Genomic DNA, 14173 nt, shown 5'->3' with positions numbered 1-14173 from the left:
AAACGGATTAACCTTTGAAGTTATCCGGAATAGCTGCTTTATTACGGGCTTCTGCAACTGAAACAATATTGCGCTGAACTAGATTTTGCAGGCATTGATCCAGCGTCTGCATACCGTGTGCCGAGCCAGTTTGAATCGCCGAATACATCTGGGCAATTTTATTTTCGCGAATTAGATTTCGAATCGCAGGAATACCAATCATGATTTCATGCGCAGCCACACGGCCGGTGCCATCTTTGGTTTTTAGCAGCGTTTGCGAAATAACGGCGCGTAATGATTCAGACAACATCGCCCGCACCATTTCTTTTTCCGCAGCAGGGAAAACGTCGACCACACGGTCGATGGTTTTAGCGGCAGAGCTCGTATGCAAAGTACCGAACACCAAGTGACCCGTTTCTGCGGCGGTCAGCGCCAGGCGGATCGTTTCCAAATCGCGCATCTCACCGACGAGCACCACATCAGGGTCTTCACGTAAAGCTGAGCGCAAAGCGTTCGCAAAAGACAATGTATGTGGGCCGACTTCACGTTGATTGACCAAACATTTTTTAGATTGATGCACAAACTCAATCGGGTCTTCCACCGTCAAAATATGACCATATTCATTGTCATTAATGAAGTTGACCATCGCCGCCAATGTTGTCGATTTACCCGAACCCGTTGGCCCAGTAACCAGCACCAGCCCGCGCGGATTCATCGCAATATCTTGAAAGACTTTAGGCGCGTTGAGTTCTTCGAGCGTTAAAACCTTGGACGGAATCGTACGGAAAACCGCGCCAGCACCCCGATTTTGCACAAAGGCATTGACACGGAAACGAGCCAGATTGGGGATCTCGAACGAGAAGTCACACTCCAGTGTGTCTTCATAAACTTTACGTTGTCCGTCGTTCATAATGTCGTACACCATATCGTGTACGTCTTTATGATCCATTGCGGGCAAATTAATTCGGCGAACGTCGCCATGAACACGGATCATCGGTGGCAAACCTGCCGACAAGTGCAAGTCAGATGCTTTATTCTTGACCGAAAACGCTAAGAGTTCCGAGATTTCCATTTATAATTCTTCCTCTTATTCACGACTCAGGTCTGCTTCGCGCCATTTTCACTGGCTCATCAACAAGCATCCTGACAAGATTTTGTTCATTATGGCAACGTTATTTGAAGCATGGCAAGGCGTACAAGGTAGGATAGACGCTGCGTGCACAGCCTGCGGTAGAAATTCGACGGAAGTAGCCTTACTTGCCGTGAGTAAAACATTCCCTGCCTTAGCCGTAAGGGAATTATACATCCACGGCCAACGTTGCTTTGGCGAAAATTATGCGCAGGAACTGGCGCAGAAATGCATCGACCTTGCCGATTGCAGCGACATTGAATGGCACTTTATTGGCCCTCTGCAGAGCAATAAAACACGAATCGTGGCTGAATCAGCACACTGGGTTCATACTATTGATCGCTTTAAGATCGCCGAGCGCCTCAATAACCAGCGTCCAGCACATCTGCCGGCGCTGAATGTCTGTATTCAAGTGAATGTCTCGGGCGAAGCCAGTAAATCGGGCATTCATCCTGATCAATTGCTCGAGCTGGCCACTGCAATCAGGCAATTACCTCACCTGCAGTTACGAGGCTTGATGTGTATACCCGAAGCCACGAGCGATGAAGATACGCTCGCCAAACAATTTCAAAGCCTGAAATACTGTCAGGCTGCATTGCAAGATCAAGGATTTAAGCTCGACACGCTCTCGATGGGCATGTCGGCAGATTTAGAACTGGCCATTGCCAGTGGCACAACTTTAGTTCGCGTGGGCAGTGCGATTTTCGGCGCCCGCCATTACCAGCAGGAAAAGCAATGATCATTACATTTATTGGTGGCGGCAATATGGCCACAGCCATGATAGGCGGTATGTTGGCACAAGGCTTTACGGGCCAAGAAATCCATGTGGTGGAGCCTGATGATGTCAAACGTGCTGCATTGGGGTCTCAGTATGGCATTGGCACTTCAGCCCCCGGCGAAGCCATTCCAAACAGCACGGCGGTATTATTTGCGGTTAAGCCTCAGCAGCTCAAGGCTGTTGCCAGCGAACTTCAGCCCCAAATAGGCGACGCCTTAGTCATCTCGATTGCAGCGGGCATTCGCGTCGATACCCTATCTAGGTTTATGTCTGGGCACCAACGCATTATTCGCGTTATGCCCAATACCCCTGCCTTGGTTCAAGCAGGCATTTCAGGCGTCTATGCGAGCGAAGCCGTAACAGAAGCCGACCGCGCACTGACCAGCCGCATTTTGGACTCGATAGGCGAACAAGTCTGGGTCGATGATGAACACCAAATTGATGGCATTACCGCGATTTCGGGCAGCGGCCCAGCGTATATTTTCTATTTTATGGAAGCACTGCAAGCTGCCGCACGCGCGCAAGGCTTTGCGCCTGAAGTAGCCCATAAACTGGCCTATCAAACCTTTGCTGGCGCGGTCAAACTCGCACTCAATAGCGAAGATGATGCGGGAACTCTGCAGCAAAAAGTCACCTCCAAAGGGGGCACGACCGAACGCGCAATCAAGGCACTTGAATCAAGCGAAGTGCGCCAGACGATTATTGCCGCGGCATCAGCTGCCGCAGCCCGCTCGCGTGAATTGGGCGAGGAATTAGGTCGAGATATCGAGCCATAAGGAGTTTGCCATGCTCACCAGTGTGCTGGATTTTTTAATCCGTAACCTACTTGAGTTTCTGATTCTGTTGCTCTTGGCGCGGTTTTATTTGCAAGCGGCCAAAGTCTCGTTTCGTCACCCACTGGGGCAATTTGTGCTGGCGCTGACCAACTGGGTCGTGTTGCCCGTGCGCAAAATAATCCCGCCGATCAAAGGCTATGACACCACCAGCTTGATGATGGCGTGGATTACCGCTTTTGTGATGCATTCGGTGTTACTGGCCATTACGCCGTGGCCGTTTGATTTTTCATCTGGCGCATCCATCGTCGCGCTCGTGCTGACAGCGACGCTGGAGCTAATCAAAATGTCGCTGTATCTACTGTTTGCGGCGGTGATTGGCCAAGCTTTAATGAGTTGGCTATCGCCTTATAACCCGCTAATGCCGACACTCACTGGCTTAACTGCACCATTTTTGCGCCCGATCCAAAAGATCATCCCGCCCATTGGGGGCGTAGATATTTCGCCATTGCTGCTGATTTTGGTGATTCAATTAATTTTGAATGTGGTCATCGCCCAGCTTGAGCCGATGATTTTACAAAGCGTAAGAATGATCGGCTAAATCGGAGTCGGCGGCTCGGCTGATGCAGTCATTCCGAGCCGCCCTTCTCTGACGCGAGTGCATGAGGCGAAATGGCAAAACAAGCAAAACTCGCCTCGCCTCCATACTCTGCATGGGAAATGCCGACTTAACCCGATAGTTCGGCTAATTTAGCTTTTCGCCATATCGCATCGGCTATTGAGCAAAAAGCCGAAACTAAAGCCAGAAAACCCGTTGCTACTAAACTGCAGACATAAGCAGACAGGGGTATTCCATTCAAAAGCATGCGAAAAAATGATTAGCGATCAATACGTGGCTGGGTATGGTCAACATCTGATTGAGGATCGACACGACGGTATTCGCCATCAATCACGCCATCTTGCGGCGGCATACCGCCTGTCGTACTGACCGTTGGTGCTGACTTTCCCCATGGCAAGAGTAAAATCAAAGCAATGACATCGCCAATCAGGCCCGGCACAATCAATAACACCGCAGCGATATAGTAACGAGCCACACTGAACAGACTATGCAAGCCCAAACGCCCCGTGCGAATATCGTTCATTAGCGTCAAGCCAATGCCAAGGCGCTGATGACGTAACATCAACACGCCAGCGCCAAAGCTGAGCAACACGATGAGCAGCATTGGGAAAGTACCAATGGCATCGGCCAACCAGATTAGTGACATAATTTCTAGAAATGGATAAGCCAATAAACTGGCAAAAACTAAATACGGCATGAATACTCCTCATCAATCGCTCGTAGTATGGTGCAATTGCCCCGACGAAACCAGTGCCAAGGCGCTGGCCAGTGGCATTATTTCAGCCCGTTTAGCGGCCTGCGTGAACCAATTGCCTGCGGTACAATCTACGTATCACTGGGATGGTGGAATCGAAACTGCGTCAGAAGTTCCGCTAATGATTAAGACCAGCCAAGCGTGTTATGCGCAACTGGAACAATGGCTACTGACCCACCACCCCTATGAAGTACCTGAAATTATCGCGCTACCGATCGTGGCTGGCGCGCCAAGCTATCTGGCATGGATAGCGCAAGAAACGGATGGCCGTGCACAATGAATCGTTTTATTACTTGCTTGCTGTTTGGCTTTTTTTCAATGCTCAGCTGGGCAAATGCTGACTTTTTACCGCCCGAAAAAGCCTTTCGCGCCACTTTAGTGCAAATTGACGACCAAACTGTCGAAGCTCGTTTCACGATTGCGCCGGGCTATTATTTATACCGCGACCGCATTAAAGTCAGCGCACCCGGGCTAGAGCTCAGTAGCCAAATTCCGGCGGGCGAAATGAAAGACGACCCTAGCTTTGGCAAGGTATCGGTATTTCACAATCAGCTGATTGTGAAACTCACCAGCAAACAACCTCTTGCTGCGCAGCAAGCGATTACACTGAAATTCCAAGGTTGTGCTGAAGCGGGCATTTGTTACCCGCCACAGACGCAGACGATCAAGCTGGGGGAATCCAAAACCCCGGCGCTCAAGCAGCTCTTCGGAGCGAACGACGCCAACAACTCAGCCCCCGACCAGATGTTTTTCGGGGGCAGTTTTTTTGGCACGCTCGGCATTTTCTTTCTTGCGGGCATCGGCCTTGCCCTGACTGCTTGCATGTATCCTCTGATCCCGATTGTCTCTGGTATCGTGATCGGACAAAAAGCTGCCAAGCGCTGGCATGCGTTTAGCCTCACTTTTGTTTACGTACAAGGCATGGCGATCTCCTACACTGCTATTGGCGTTGCGGCGGCAGCAACGGGCACACTCTTGGTCGTCGCGCTGCAACAGCCGTGGGTGATCGCGCTATTTGCGCTGTTTTTTGTCGCGATGGCGCTATCGATGTTTGGTTTATTTAACGTGCAGCTGCCTAGCGCACTGCAAAGTAAACTAAATAACGCCAGCATGAAGCTGCCGGGCGGCAAATGGACTTCAGTCCTACTGATGGGCTTACTCTCAGCGTTGATCATCGGCCCTTGCATTGCACCGCCACTCGCGGCTGCGCTGGCCTATATTGGTCAAACTGGCGATCTACTGCTTGGCGGTGCCGCGCTGTATGCGATGGCGCTTGGTTTGGGCTCACCGCTACTGGCAATTGGCGCCTTCGGCTCGACGATCTTACCCAAGATTTCTGGCGGAGTAATGAAAGGAGTCAAAATCGTCTTTGGGGTAGTATTGCTCGCAATGGCAATCTGGGTATCGCGTCCATTATGGGAACCCCACCTAGGTATTGAAAAGCCACACGCTCTGGCTTTTCAAACTGTCCGCAGCACCAGTGCGCTGGATCAGGCCCTTGCCCAAGCGAAAGGCAAACCTGTGATGGTCGATTTTTATGCCGACTGGTGCGTGTCGTGCATCGAATTTGAACGAAATACGCTGAGCCAAACCTCGGTACAAACAGCACTGCAAGGTTACGAGTTGATTCGCGTCGATGTCACCGCCAATAGCCCTGATGATGCGGCGCTGCTGGCTCGCTTCAAATTGTACGGCCCGCCCGCGCTGATTTTTTACGGCCGAGACGGCAAAGAGTTAGCAAACCGAGTGATCGGTTATCAAGGCCCAGACGAGTTTTTAACGACCCTTAAAAAACTGGAAGCACAACCATGATTAAACAATGGCTAGCGATCTTGAGCTTGGTAGCAAGTAGCGCAAGCTGGGCTGCGCCGGATTTTTGGGGCATGAGCTTTCCTGATTTAACGGGCAAACCACAGCCCACCAAGCAATGGCAAGGCAAGATGGTAGTGCTCAATTATTGGGCCACATGGTGTAGCCCTTGCCGGCAGGAAATGCCCGAAATGGTGCAATTACAGAAAAAATACCAAGGCAAGGTGCAGTTTATTGGCATCGCGATTGATGACCCTGAACCGAGCGCCAAATTTGCCAAAGAGATCGGCGTCAATTATCCAACCTTGATTGGCAGCAATAGCGCGATGGACTTGATGCGCGCGCAAGGCAACAATCTGGGCGGTCTGCCCTTCACGGTTTTTTTTGATGCCAAAGGCAAACAAGTGGCGATCAATGTGGGCAAGATCAGCAAAGAGCAGATCGAAACGCAGATAAAAAAATACGCCCCATGAGGCGTATTTTTATGCGTATCGATATTTAATTAGAAGCCACAGAATACATCGCGCAGCATAGAAATCACTTCCAGTGTCCGCACGTCACCAACGCGGTAATAAACACGATTTGCATCTTTACGGGTACGTAGCACGCCTTTTTCGCGCATCAGCGCCAAATGTTGTGAAATATTGGATTGCGTTGTCCCCACGCGATCGACAATATCTTGAACGCTGACTTCTTGATCGGCTAACACGCATAAAATTTTCAAGCGTAAAGGGTGAGACATTGCTTTCATCGCCCGTGAAGCTTGGTCGATGTGTTCATCATCCATCTGTGCAATTGAGTCTATCATCGGTAATCTTTTATTTTTGTAACAGCTTCAGGGTTGAGCACAATCATCATTATGCCAAATAGCGGCGATATAACATCAGCATGAGTTAGAATACTAACCGTGTTTGAAATCAATTCGCAACCGCGATTTGCAGAAAATTTCAGCAATTTATAGTGAATCTCATAGGAATTTGCCATGTCCCAATCAATCACTCCCGTTTTACTACTGATTCTTGATGGTTTTGGTTACCGCACCGGCGGGAATGACAATGCCATTTTACACGCACGCAAACATCATTTTGATCGCTTATTCTCCCAATACCCATTTACGACGATTAACGCATCAGAACAATTTGTCGGTTTGCCTGCAGGTCAGTTTGGTAATTCGGAAGTGGGTCACCTCAATATTGGCGCAGGTCGTATCGTTCAACAGGACATTAGCCGTATCGATTGTGACGTGGCAGACAAAACCATCGGCAATAACCCTGTATTTAAACAAGCCCTTGACACGGCTCTGGCGAACAACAAAGCCTTGCACATCATGGGTCTGATGTCCGATGGTGGCGTACATTGCCATGAAAATCATGTATTTGGCCTGATCGAAGCGGCGGCCAAAGCGGGCGTCAAAGACATTCGTGTGCATGCCTTCCTCGATGGCCGCGACACGCCCCCGCGTAGCGCCGAACTCTACCTGCAACGCTTACAAAGCGTCTGTGATGCCAATCACGCGAAGATTGTCGGCATTGTTGGCCGTTACTGGGCAATGGATCGCGACACACGCTGGGAACGTGTTGAGCCAGCCTACAAATTGATCGTCGATGGCGTAGGTCTGTATAGCGCTGAAACCGCGCTAGATGGCCTTAAAGACGCGTATACCCGTGATGAAAACGATGAGTTCGTTTCAGCAACGGTGATTGGTACGCCAACTCGCATGGAAGATGGCGATGCAGTGATCTTTATGAATTTCCGCGCCGACCGCGCGCGTCAATTAACCACAGCACTGACCGAGCCTACATTCAAAGGCTTTGAGCACCCACAGCGTCAGCCACAATTTGGCTTCTTCTGCACCGCGACCGATTACGGCTCAGCGTACAACCACCCTGTGGCCTACACCAAAGAGAAAGTGAAAAACGGCTTTGGTGAATACGTCGCGAGTTTAGGTTTGAAACAATTGCGGATTGCAGAAACTGAAAAATATCCACACGTAACTTACTTCCTGTCAGGCGGTGAAGAGAAAGAATACGCAGGTGAAGACCGTATCTTGGTGCCATCACCTAAAGTTGCCACTTACGATCTGAAACCAGAAATGTCAGCGCATGAAGTGACGGAAAAAATGATCGCGGCGATCAATAGCAAGCAATACGCCGCAATTATTTGTAACTATGCCAACGGCGACATGGTTGGCCATAGCGGTATTTTTGATGCGGCAGTAAAAGCCGTTGAAACGCTGGATGAGTGTGTGGGTAAAGTCGTAGCGGCTCAATTGGCGATTGGCGGTGAAGTCTTAATCACAGCCGACCACGGCAATTGTGAAATGATGTATGACAAAGACTCAGGTCAGCCACATACGCAGCATACGACCGACTTAGTGCCATTCTGCTACATCGGTCGCCCTGCCCGCCTCGCACCGGGTGGCGCACTGAAAGACATCGCACCATCGCTGCTTGCCATGATGGGCTTGTCTCAACCAGAAGAAATGACCGGCCAGTCGCTGATCAATTTTCTGTAAATAGTATGAATTGGGTTTAGTGAATCGGGCGAATCAAGTAAAGTTATGCACTCTGACAGTATTCTGAGCTAAAGCTGTGCATGTACGTTTACTTGTTTCGCTAATTTTCACCAGCTTGATTTGTAGCCCATTGACTCTGGCTGCTCCAGCAGCCAGTCAGTCAATTCGCGTCAGCACCAAAGAGAGCGAAGCCAAGCAAGCTGAGCTAAAAGATCTGCGCGGGCAAATCCAGCAGCTACAAAAAGAATTATCTGCCAATGAGTCAAATCGCAATGAAGCGGCAGATGCCTTAAAAGAGTCAGAACAATCGATCTCCGAAGCCAATCGGGTGCTCAATGAATTAGCGCACGAGCGCGAATTAACTCAAAACGAGCTCGCCAAACTCGAAGCCGACATTGCCCGTACTCGTGTCAATATTCGCGCCAGCCAAAAGCGCCTCGGCGATCTCTTAAAAAATCACTATAAATTAGGCCAACTTGAAGCCTGGCGACTTTTGCTCAACCAGAAAGACCCCAATCAAGTTACGCGTGATTTAACCTACTACAAGCATCTTGCTCGCTCGCAACAAGTATTAGCCAATCAACTCGAACGGCAGCTCAATGAGCTCAATCAGCTGTCGGAGCAAATTCAGCAAAAAAATGCCGAGCTCCAAGAAATTGCGCGCAGCAAACAGCAACAACGCGAGCAATTGCTCGACGAGCAAGAGCAAAAGAAAGCGGTTGTTACCAAACTATCAAAAGAAATCAGCAGTCAGCGCAATCAAATCCAGAAGCTGGCCGCCGACGAAAAACGCCTCACCGAGTTGACCGAACGACTCAATGCCCTGATTAAAAAGCAGGAAGCCGAGCGCGCGCGTCAGTTGGCCAAGCAGCAACAAGAAGCCAAAAAACGCGCTGAGCAACTAGCGAAAGCCAAAGCCGAACGCGAAGCACGGCAAGCAAAACAGGTCCAGCAAGCCAAAGCAGCCGGCAAACCTGCACCAACACCCGAGCCTGAGCCAAAAGAAGAATCTGGCCCAGTGAATGAAAAGCTGCCAGATCCCGCTTTGGCTGGCGCCAATTTTGCCTCACTGAAAGGCAAGTTGGCCTTACCCGTCAAAGGTGAAGTGATTGGCCGCTTTGGCGCCCTGCGCGGTGAAGGTGGCACATGGAAAGGTTTGATGATTAAAGCGGCCAATGGGCAATCGGTCCATGCCATTGCCTCTGGTCGCGTGGTATTTGCCGACTGGCTGCGCGGCTTTGGCAATCTGATGATTATCGACCATGGTGGAGGCTATATGAGCCTCTATGGCGCGAATGAAAGTGTCCTTAAACGCGTCGGCGATAGCGTCAAACCCGGCGATGTAATTGCTACCGTTGGCAATAGCGGTGGCATGGCAGAATCTGGCGTATACTTTGAAATCCGACAAAACAGTCGCCCACTCGACCCATTGCAGTGGGCCAAATAACACCGCACGAACAGGAAAAAACAGGGATGTCCAATAAGCCTTACAGCCGCTGGCAAAAAATCAGTCTTTTGGCCGCAGGTGCCGGTCTTGGTGCCGTACTGAGTCTGTCATTTAATGCGACCGCTGATAAAGAAACCAGTAGTAACCCTCTCCCTATTGATGAGCTGCGTGCCTTTTCAACTGTCTTTGGCCTGATCAAACAAAGCTACGTTGAACCTGTTGAAGACAAAAAACTCATAACCGAAGCAATTAAAGGCATGGTATCCGGTCTGGATCCGCATTCCAGCTACCTAGATGAAGAAGCCTTCAAAGACTTGAAAGTAAATACCCAAGGTGAATTTGGCGGACTCGGTCTTGAGGTAAATATGGAAGACGGTCTGGTTCGAATTGTTTCGCCGATCGAAGACACCCCTGCCTATCGCGCGGGAATTAAAGCCGGTGACTACATTGTTAAAATCGACGAGCTACAGGTTCAAGGCTTGTCACTCAATGAAGCCGTGTCAAAAATGCGCGGTAAAGCTGGCACCTCTGTGACACTGACCTTGATGCGTAAAGGCGAAGGCAAACCCATCGTCGTTACGCTGAAACGCGCGATTATCAAAACGCAAAGCGTGAAGTTCAAACTCGCAGAGCCAGGCTACGGCTATATCCGGATTACTCAATTCCAAGAGCACACGACCGAAAACCTCGCTCAGGCCATTGAAGCACTTTATAAAGAAAATAAAGCACCGCTCAAAGGTATGGTGCTCGATTTACGGAACGATCCAGGTGGCTTGCTCGACGGTGCAGTTGGCGTATCTGCCGCATTCCTGCCAAAAGATGTCTTGGTTGTTTACACCGAAGGCCGTACTGCCGATGCCAAAATGAAATTCACTGCAAGTTCGCAGTTCTATCAGCGCGAATCAGGCAAGGAATACTTCAAGAACTTACCTAAAGACGTTAAAAATGTACCGTTGGTCGTTCTCGTCAACGGTGGCTCAGCTTCGGCCTCTGAAATTGTTGCTGGCGCCTTGCAAGACCACAAACGCGCACTGGTCGTAGGCACGCAAACTTTTGGTAAAGGTTCAGTTCAAACCATCTTGCCGATTGATGCCAAGAGCGCACTGAAGCTCACGACGGCGCGTTACTACACGCCAAATGGCCGCTCTATCCAAGCGAAAGGCATTACCCCCGATATCGCGGTCGAAGAGGCAACACTGAACGGCAAGGAAGAGAGTGGTTTCCGTCTGCGCGAAGCAGATTTGGGTCGTCACCTCGACAACCCAACGGATAAAGATGCGGGCAAAGTAGTCGCTACCCCGCAACCCAAAGCCACGATCAAACCAACGGCAAAACCCGCCAGCTCGGTGGATAGCGAAGAAAACCCACGTGAGTTAGCTTCAAAATCAGACTATCAATTGCAGCAAGCATTGAATGTACTGAAAGTACAGCAATTGCTACTGAATAAACCAGCCAGCAAATAAGTACTTAATTGCTTCACTCCGCCCCCAAGCCTGCAACAGCAGCCTTGGGGGTATCTACTTCAAAGCCTTGAAAATAAAAGATTTGGAATAAATACCCCAAGCCCAACTTATACCGTTGGGATATTCAATTTTCCCAATACACACCCGAGTTGAAACCCATGCAAAGAGGTCAAAAAAGGTTTAATCTAATAGCACGATAAGCCTTATCTAAAGGGGGCGATATGAAACACACCGTGAGCGACCTGAAACATCGTGACATTGTGTTCAGTAATTTGCCGCTTGAGCAAGCTAGTCAGGCAGCGCGATTACTCTCTCGTCTTAATGGGGTGCAATGCCTTGTCTTTGCCGACCAAAATCGCATTTCTATCCAGTACCACCTCAGCCAACACAGCCTGATTGCACTTGAAAATCGCTTGCTAGAAGCGGGTTTTCATTTAGACAACAGCATTCTGCAAAAGTTAAAACGCGCCTTGGCACACTATTGCGAAGAAGTTCACTGCGATAACTTGGCCATCCCCGAGCACAATATTAAAAGCCGTGATGTCTACGTGCAGGTCTGGGACAAGCATTTACATGGCGATCACGACGACACACCCGAAGAGTTACGACGCTACTTGTAATTGGGCAATAAAACCGATCGCGCTGAAATTGATATGGCTTAAGCCAGCCAGTGTTTGGCTTGATATAATCAAAGCCTACCTTCAGGCGACTTACGACCATGAGCTTTTGCCCCAGCCGCAGTGCCAATATCGAGCTTGATGATGACAAGCTGCTTCGTTATAGCCGGCATATTTTGCTCGATGAGCTTGGTGTTGAAGGGCAAGAGAAAATCTGCAATGCCCATGTCTTGATTATTGGAGCAGGCGGCCTAGGCTCCCCGCTGGCGCTCTATTTGGCCAGCGCAGGTATTGGTACCTTAACCATCATTGATGATGATGAAGTCGATCTAACCAATCTTCAGCGGCAAATTGTCCACACTGAAGCTAGCATTGGTATTAATAAAGCCACCTCGGCTAAAAGCACTCTCAATGCGCTCAATCCGCACATTACCATCAACGCCATTGCCGAACGCGCGAATGACGAACGTCTGGCCCAATTAATTAGCGCAGCCGACGTGGTGGTCGATTGTTGTGATAATTTTGATACTCGGCACGCAGTAAATCGCGCCTGCGTGCAGGGCAAAAAGCCGCTGGTCTCGGGCGCTGCGGTTCGATTCGATGGCCAACTCACCACCTTTGATACCCGCCAAGCCCACGCCCCATGCTATCACTGCTTGTTTGGTGAAGAAGGCGAAGCCAGCGACAGCCCTTGTGCCACTTTCGGTGTGTTTGCCCCACTCGTAGGCATGATCGGCACTGGACAAGCGGCGGAAGTGCTCAAAGTAATCTCTGGTTGCGGTGAGCCCTTAATTGGGCGCTTGCAACTTTATGATGCACGTAGCGCTCGCTGGCGTGAAATGCGCTACAAAAAAGACCCCGCCTGCCCAGTGTGTGGCAATGCGCATAAAGTCTAGGCAAGTCACTTTCAGCAAGCACCAATAGAAAAAGCCGCAATAAGCGGCTTTTTTTATGATGCAAACCAGCAATTAAGCAGCTTGTTGCGCTTTGCGGCGACGAGCAGCCAACAAACCCACTAAACCCATGCCCATCAAAGCATAAGTTTCTGGCTCTGGAACTGGGGCGGTAACCGCAGCAGAAGAAAGTGTATATGAACCACCAAATGCGCCATCTGCCTTGCCAGTTACTTTAAAGAAATAAGAACCCGCAGCCAACCCATTAAATGCTGTGCCTGCTTGCGCTTTGTTATCAAATGTAAATGAATTTACAAAGCTATTGTCTGCACGGAACAATTCCACTTTACCATTACTCAGGTTCAAAAGAGGAACAGATGGATTAAATGGATTTGCAAAAAGCACAGAAACTGCTGCGCCTGTAACGTTACTTTGCTGACCCAAGCTAAAAGCGAAAGTGTCATTCACATCACCAGGATTGACGTTGGCGCTAATGGTTTTCAGCGTAGACAAAGAACCAAAATCGTATACCGCAGCTTGAGCAGATACAAAAGCTGTTAGTAAGAACGAGGCAGAAACCAATTTTTTAAGCAATTTCATTTTCATATCCCAAAGTCAATTCAATATATCTTTCAATCCATATTGCAGTGGTTTAGCCGACTGAAAATCTACATCAGAACCCACTACATTAATTGGCGAATCATACGGATATGGAATTGGCAAAACAAACAGGATTCAATGATATTGCTAACCACTCGTCGGAGATTTTGTTTCTTGTGGAGATCACTCCGAACTACTTGCCTTCGTTAAAAAAAACCCTGCCGTGGCAGGGTTGATATTTCAAAGCACGCACTTATAACTTAGGCGGCTTGTTTCATTTTGCGACGACGAGCTGCCAACAGGCCAAGCAAACCCATGCCCATCAATGCGTATGTTTCTGGCTCTGGAACTGGAGCAACACTCACATTCAACTTGCCAGTCCAGTTATGAGCACCAGCTGAAGTAAACAGGAAGCCGTAAGTTCCAGCGGTGTTTAAGTCAAATGTATTGCTATATGTTTTTTGCCCGGGTGCAAAAACGGTTGAAACATATGGACCATTATCAACAGTCGGCGCAATTCTCCATGTAAAACCAAATAAATTAGCCAAATCGCCCTTAGCATTTGCATCAGGAGTTAAGGTAAATGTCAGTTTAGAAGGTCCAGTCACATTGAGCGATTGCTCAAAAGCAAAAAGACCTGCTGGAGAAAAAGTAAAGTCTTTTGAATAAGTCACGGCAGCTTGAGAAACGCCAGCAGACAATACCAGTGCGGCTGCAACAGCCAGTTGAGTCATACGCATATCAAACATCTCCATAAGTAAATAATAAACTACTAAACTATTGATTTAACACGTTTT

General features: G+C 49.2%; 15 protein-coding genes and 1 pseudogene. 11 read left to right on the top strand and 5 right to left on the bottom strand.

Annotated features, from left to right (window positions below):
• Positions 1-7: 7 nt before the first annotated feature.
• Positions 8-1051: a type IV pilus twitching motility protein PilT gene (locus HQ393_RS01115; RefSeq protein ID WP_179357037.1), complete on the bottom strand. Its 1044-nt coding sequence runs from the start codon at positions 1049-1051 to the stop codon at positions 8-10.
• A gap of 91 nt (positions 1052-1142) precedes the next feature.
• On the opposite strand from HQ393_RS01115, the gene HQ393_RS01110 reads away from it, so the two are divergent.
• From HQ393_RS01110 to HQ393_RS01100, 3 genes are read left to right on the top strand one after another with little or no spacing between them, the layout of a single operon-like run.
• A complete protein-coding gene (locus tag HQ393_RS01110) occupies positions 1143-1847 on the top strand; it encodes a YggS family pyridoxal phosphate-dependent enzyme (RefSeq protein WP_179357036.1) in 705 nt (234 codons plus the stop codon).
• Positions 1844-2662, top strand: coding sequence for a pyrroline-5-carboxylate reductase (proC, locus tag HQ393_RS01105; protein WP_179357035.1), 819 nt, complete (start codon positions 1844-1846; stop codon positions 2660-2662). The genes HQ393_RS01110 and proC overlap by 4 nt, the downstream gene beginning before the upstream one ends.
• A gap of 10 nt (positions 2663-2672) precedes the next feature.
• Positions 2673-3260, top strand: coding sequence for a YggT family protein (locus HQ393_RS01100; RefSeq protein WP_179357034.1), 588 nt, complete (start codon positions 2673-2675; stop codon positions 3258-3260).
• 277 nt (positions 3261-3537) lie between these two features.
• On the opposite strand, the gene HQ393_RS01095 is transcribed toward HQ393_RS01100, so the two are convergent.
• Positions 3538-3975, bottom strand: a complete 438-nt coding sequence (locus tag HQ393_RS01095; RefSeq protein WP_179357033.1) for an FxsA family protein — start codon at positions 3973-3975, stop codon at positions 3538-3540.
• Here HQ393_RS01095 and cutA point away from each other — a divergent pair.
• From cutA to HQ393_RS01080, 3 genes are read left to right on the top strand one after another with little or no spacing between them, the layout of a single operon-like run.
• The gene (cutA, locus tag HQ393_RS01090; protein WP_179357032.1) at positions 3974-4312 is read left to right on the top strand and encodes a divalent-cation tolerance protein CutA; all 339 of its coding nucleotides are present in this window, start codon (positions 3974-3976) and stop codon (positions 4310-4312) included. The two genes, HQ393_RS01095 and cutA, sit on opposite strands and share 2 nt — an antisense overlap.
• Positions 4309-5844 carry a protein-disulfide reductase DsbD gene (gene dsbD / locus HQ393_RS01085; protein WP_179357031.1) on the top strand — a complete coding sequence of 512 codons (1536 nt, stop codon included), beginning with the start codon at positions 4309-4311 and terminating at the stop codon, positions 5842-5844. Before cutA ends, dsbD begins: the two co-directional genes overlap by 4 nt.
• Positions 5841-6314 (top strand): TlpA family protein disulfide reductase, encoded by a 474-nt coding sequence (locus tag HQ393_RS01080; protein WP_179357030.1) that lies wholly within the window; start codon positions 5841-5843, stop codon positions 6312-6314. Before dsbD ends, HQ393_RS01080 begins: the two co-directional genes overlap by 4 nt.
• Before the next feature lie 29 nt (positions 6315-6343).
• Here the strand turns inward: HQ393_RS01080 and HQ393_RS01075 are convergent, their stop codons facing one another.
• Positions 6344-6649, bottom strand: coding sequence for an ArsR/SmtB family transcription factor (locus tag HQ393_RS01075; RefSeq protein ID WP_246307925.1), 306 nt, complete (start codon positions 6647-6649; stop codon positions 6344-6346).
• A gap of 174 nt (positions 6650-6823) precedes the next feature.
• On the opposite strand from HQ393_RS01075, the gene gpmI reads away from it, so the two are divergent.
• From gpmI to HQ393_RS01050, 5 genes are all read left to right on the top strand, one after another.
• Positions 6824-8356: a 2,3-bisphosphoglycerate-independent phosphoglycerate mutase gene (gpmI, locus tag HQ393_RS01070; RefSeq protein ID WP_179357029.1), complete on the top strand. Its 1533-nt coding sequence runs from the start codon at positions 6824-6826 to the stop codon at positions 8354-8356.
• A gap of 76 nt (positions 8357-8432) precedes the next feature.
• Entirely contained in the window at positions 8433-9803 is a 1371-nt protein-coding gene (locus tag HQ393_RS01065; RefSeq protein ID WP_179357028.1) for a murein hydrolase activator EnvC family protein, read from the top strand.
• Between the two features lie 26 nt (positions 9804-9829).
• A complete protein-coding gene (locus HQ393_RS01060; RefSeq protein WP_179357027.1) occupies positions 9830-11266 on the top strand; it encodes a S41 family peptidase in 1437 nt (478 codons plus the stop codon).
• Positions 11267-11487: 221 nt separating this feature from the next.
• Entirely contained in the window at positions 11488-11886 is a 399-nt protein-coding gene (locus HQ393_RS01055) for a hypothetical protein (RefSeq protein ID WP_179357026.1), read from the top strand.
• A gap of 98 nt (positions 11887-11984) precedes the next feature.
• Entirely contained in the window at positions 11985-12779 is a 795-nt protein-coding gene (locus HQ393_RS01050) for a HesA/MoeB/ThiF family protein (protein ID WP_179357025.1), read from the top strand.
• 72 nt (positions 12780-12851) lie between these two features.
• Here the strand turns inward: HQ393_RS01050 and HQ393_RS01045 are convergent.
• Positions 12852-13304 (bottom strand): annotated as a pseudogene (locus HQ393_RS01045) (FxDxF family PEP-CTERM protein); the annotation flags it as partial.
• A 332-nt stretch (positions 13305-13636) separates the two neighbouring features.
• Positions 13637-14116, bottom strand: coding sequence for a PEP-CTERM sorting domain-containing protein (locus HQ393_RS01040; protein ID WP_246307924.1), 480 nt, complete (start codon positions 14114-14116; stop codon positions 13637-13639).
• Between the last annotated feature and the right edge of the window lie 57 nt (positions 14117-14173).

Origin of the sequence: Chitinibacter bivalviorum (genome assembly GCF_013403565.1) — a bacterium.
In the GTDB taxonomy this organism is placed as follows: domain Bacteria; phylum Pseudomonadota; class Gammaproteobacteria; order Burkholderiales; family Chitinibacteraceae; genus Chitinibacter; species Chitinibacter bivalviorum.
Note: the sequence above shows the minus strand (reverse complement) of the source record. Positions and strands in the feature narration are given on the sequence as shown.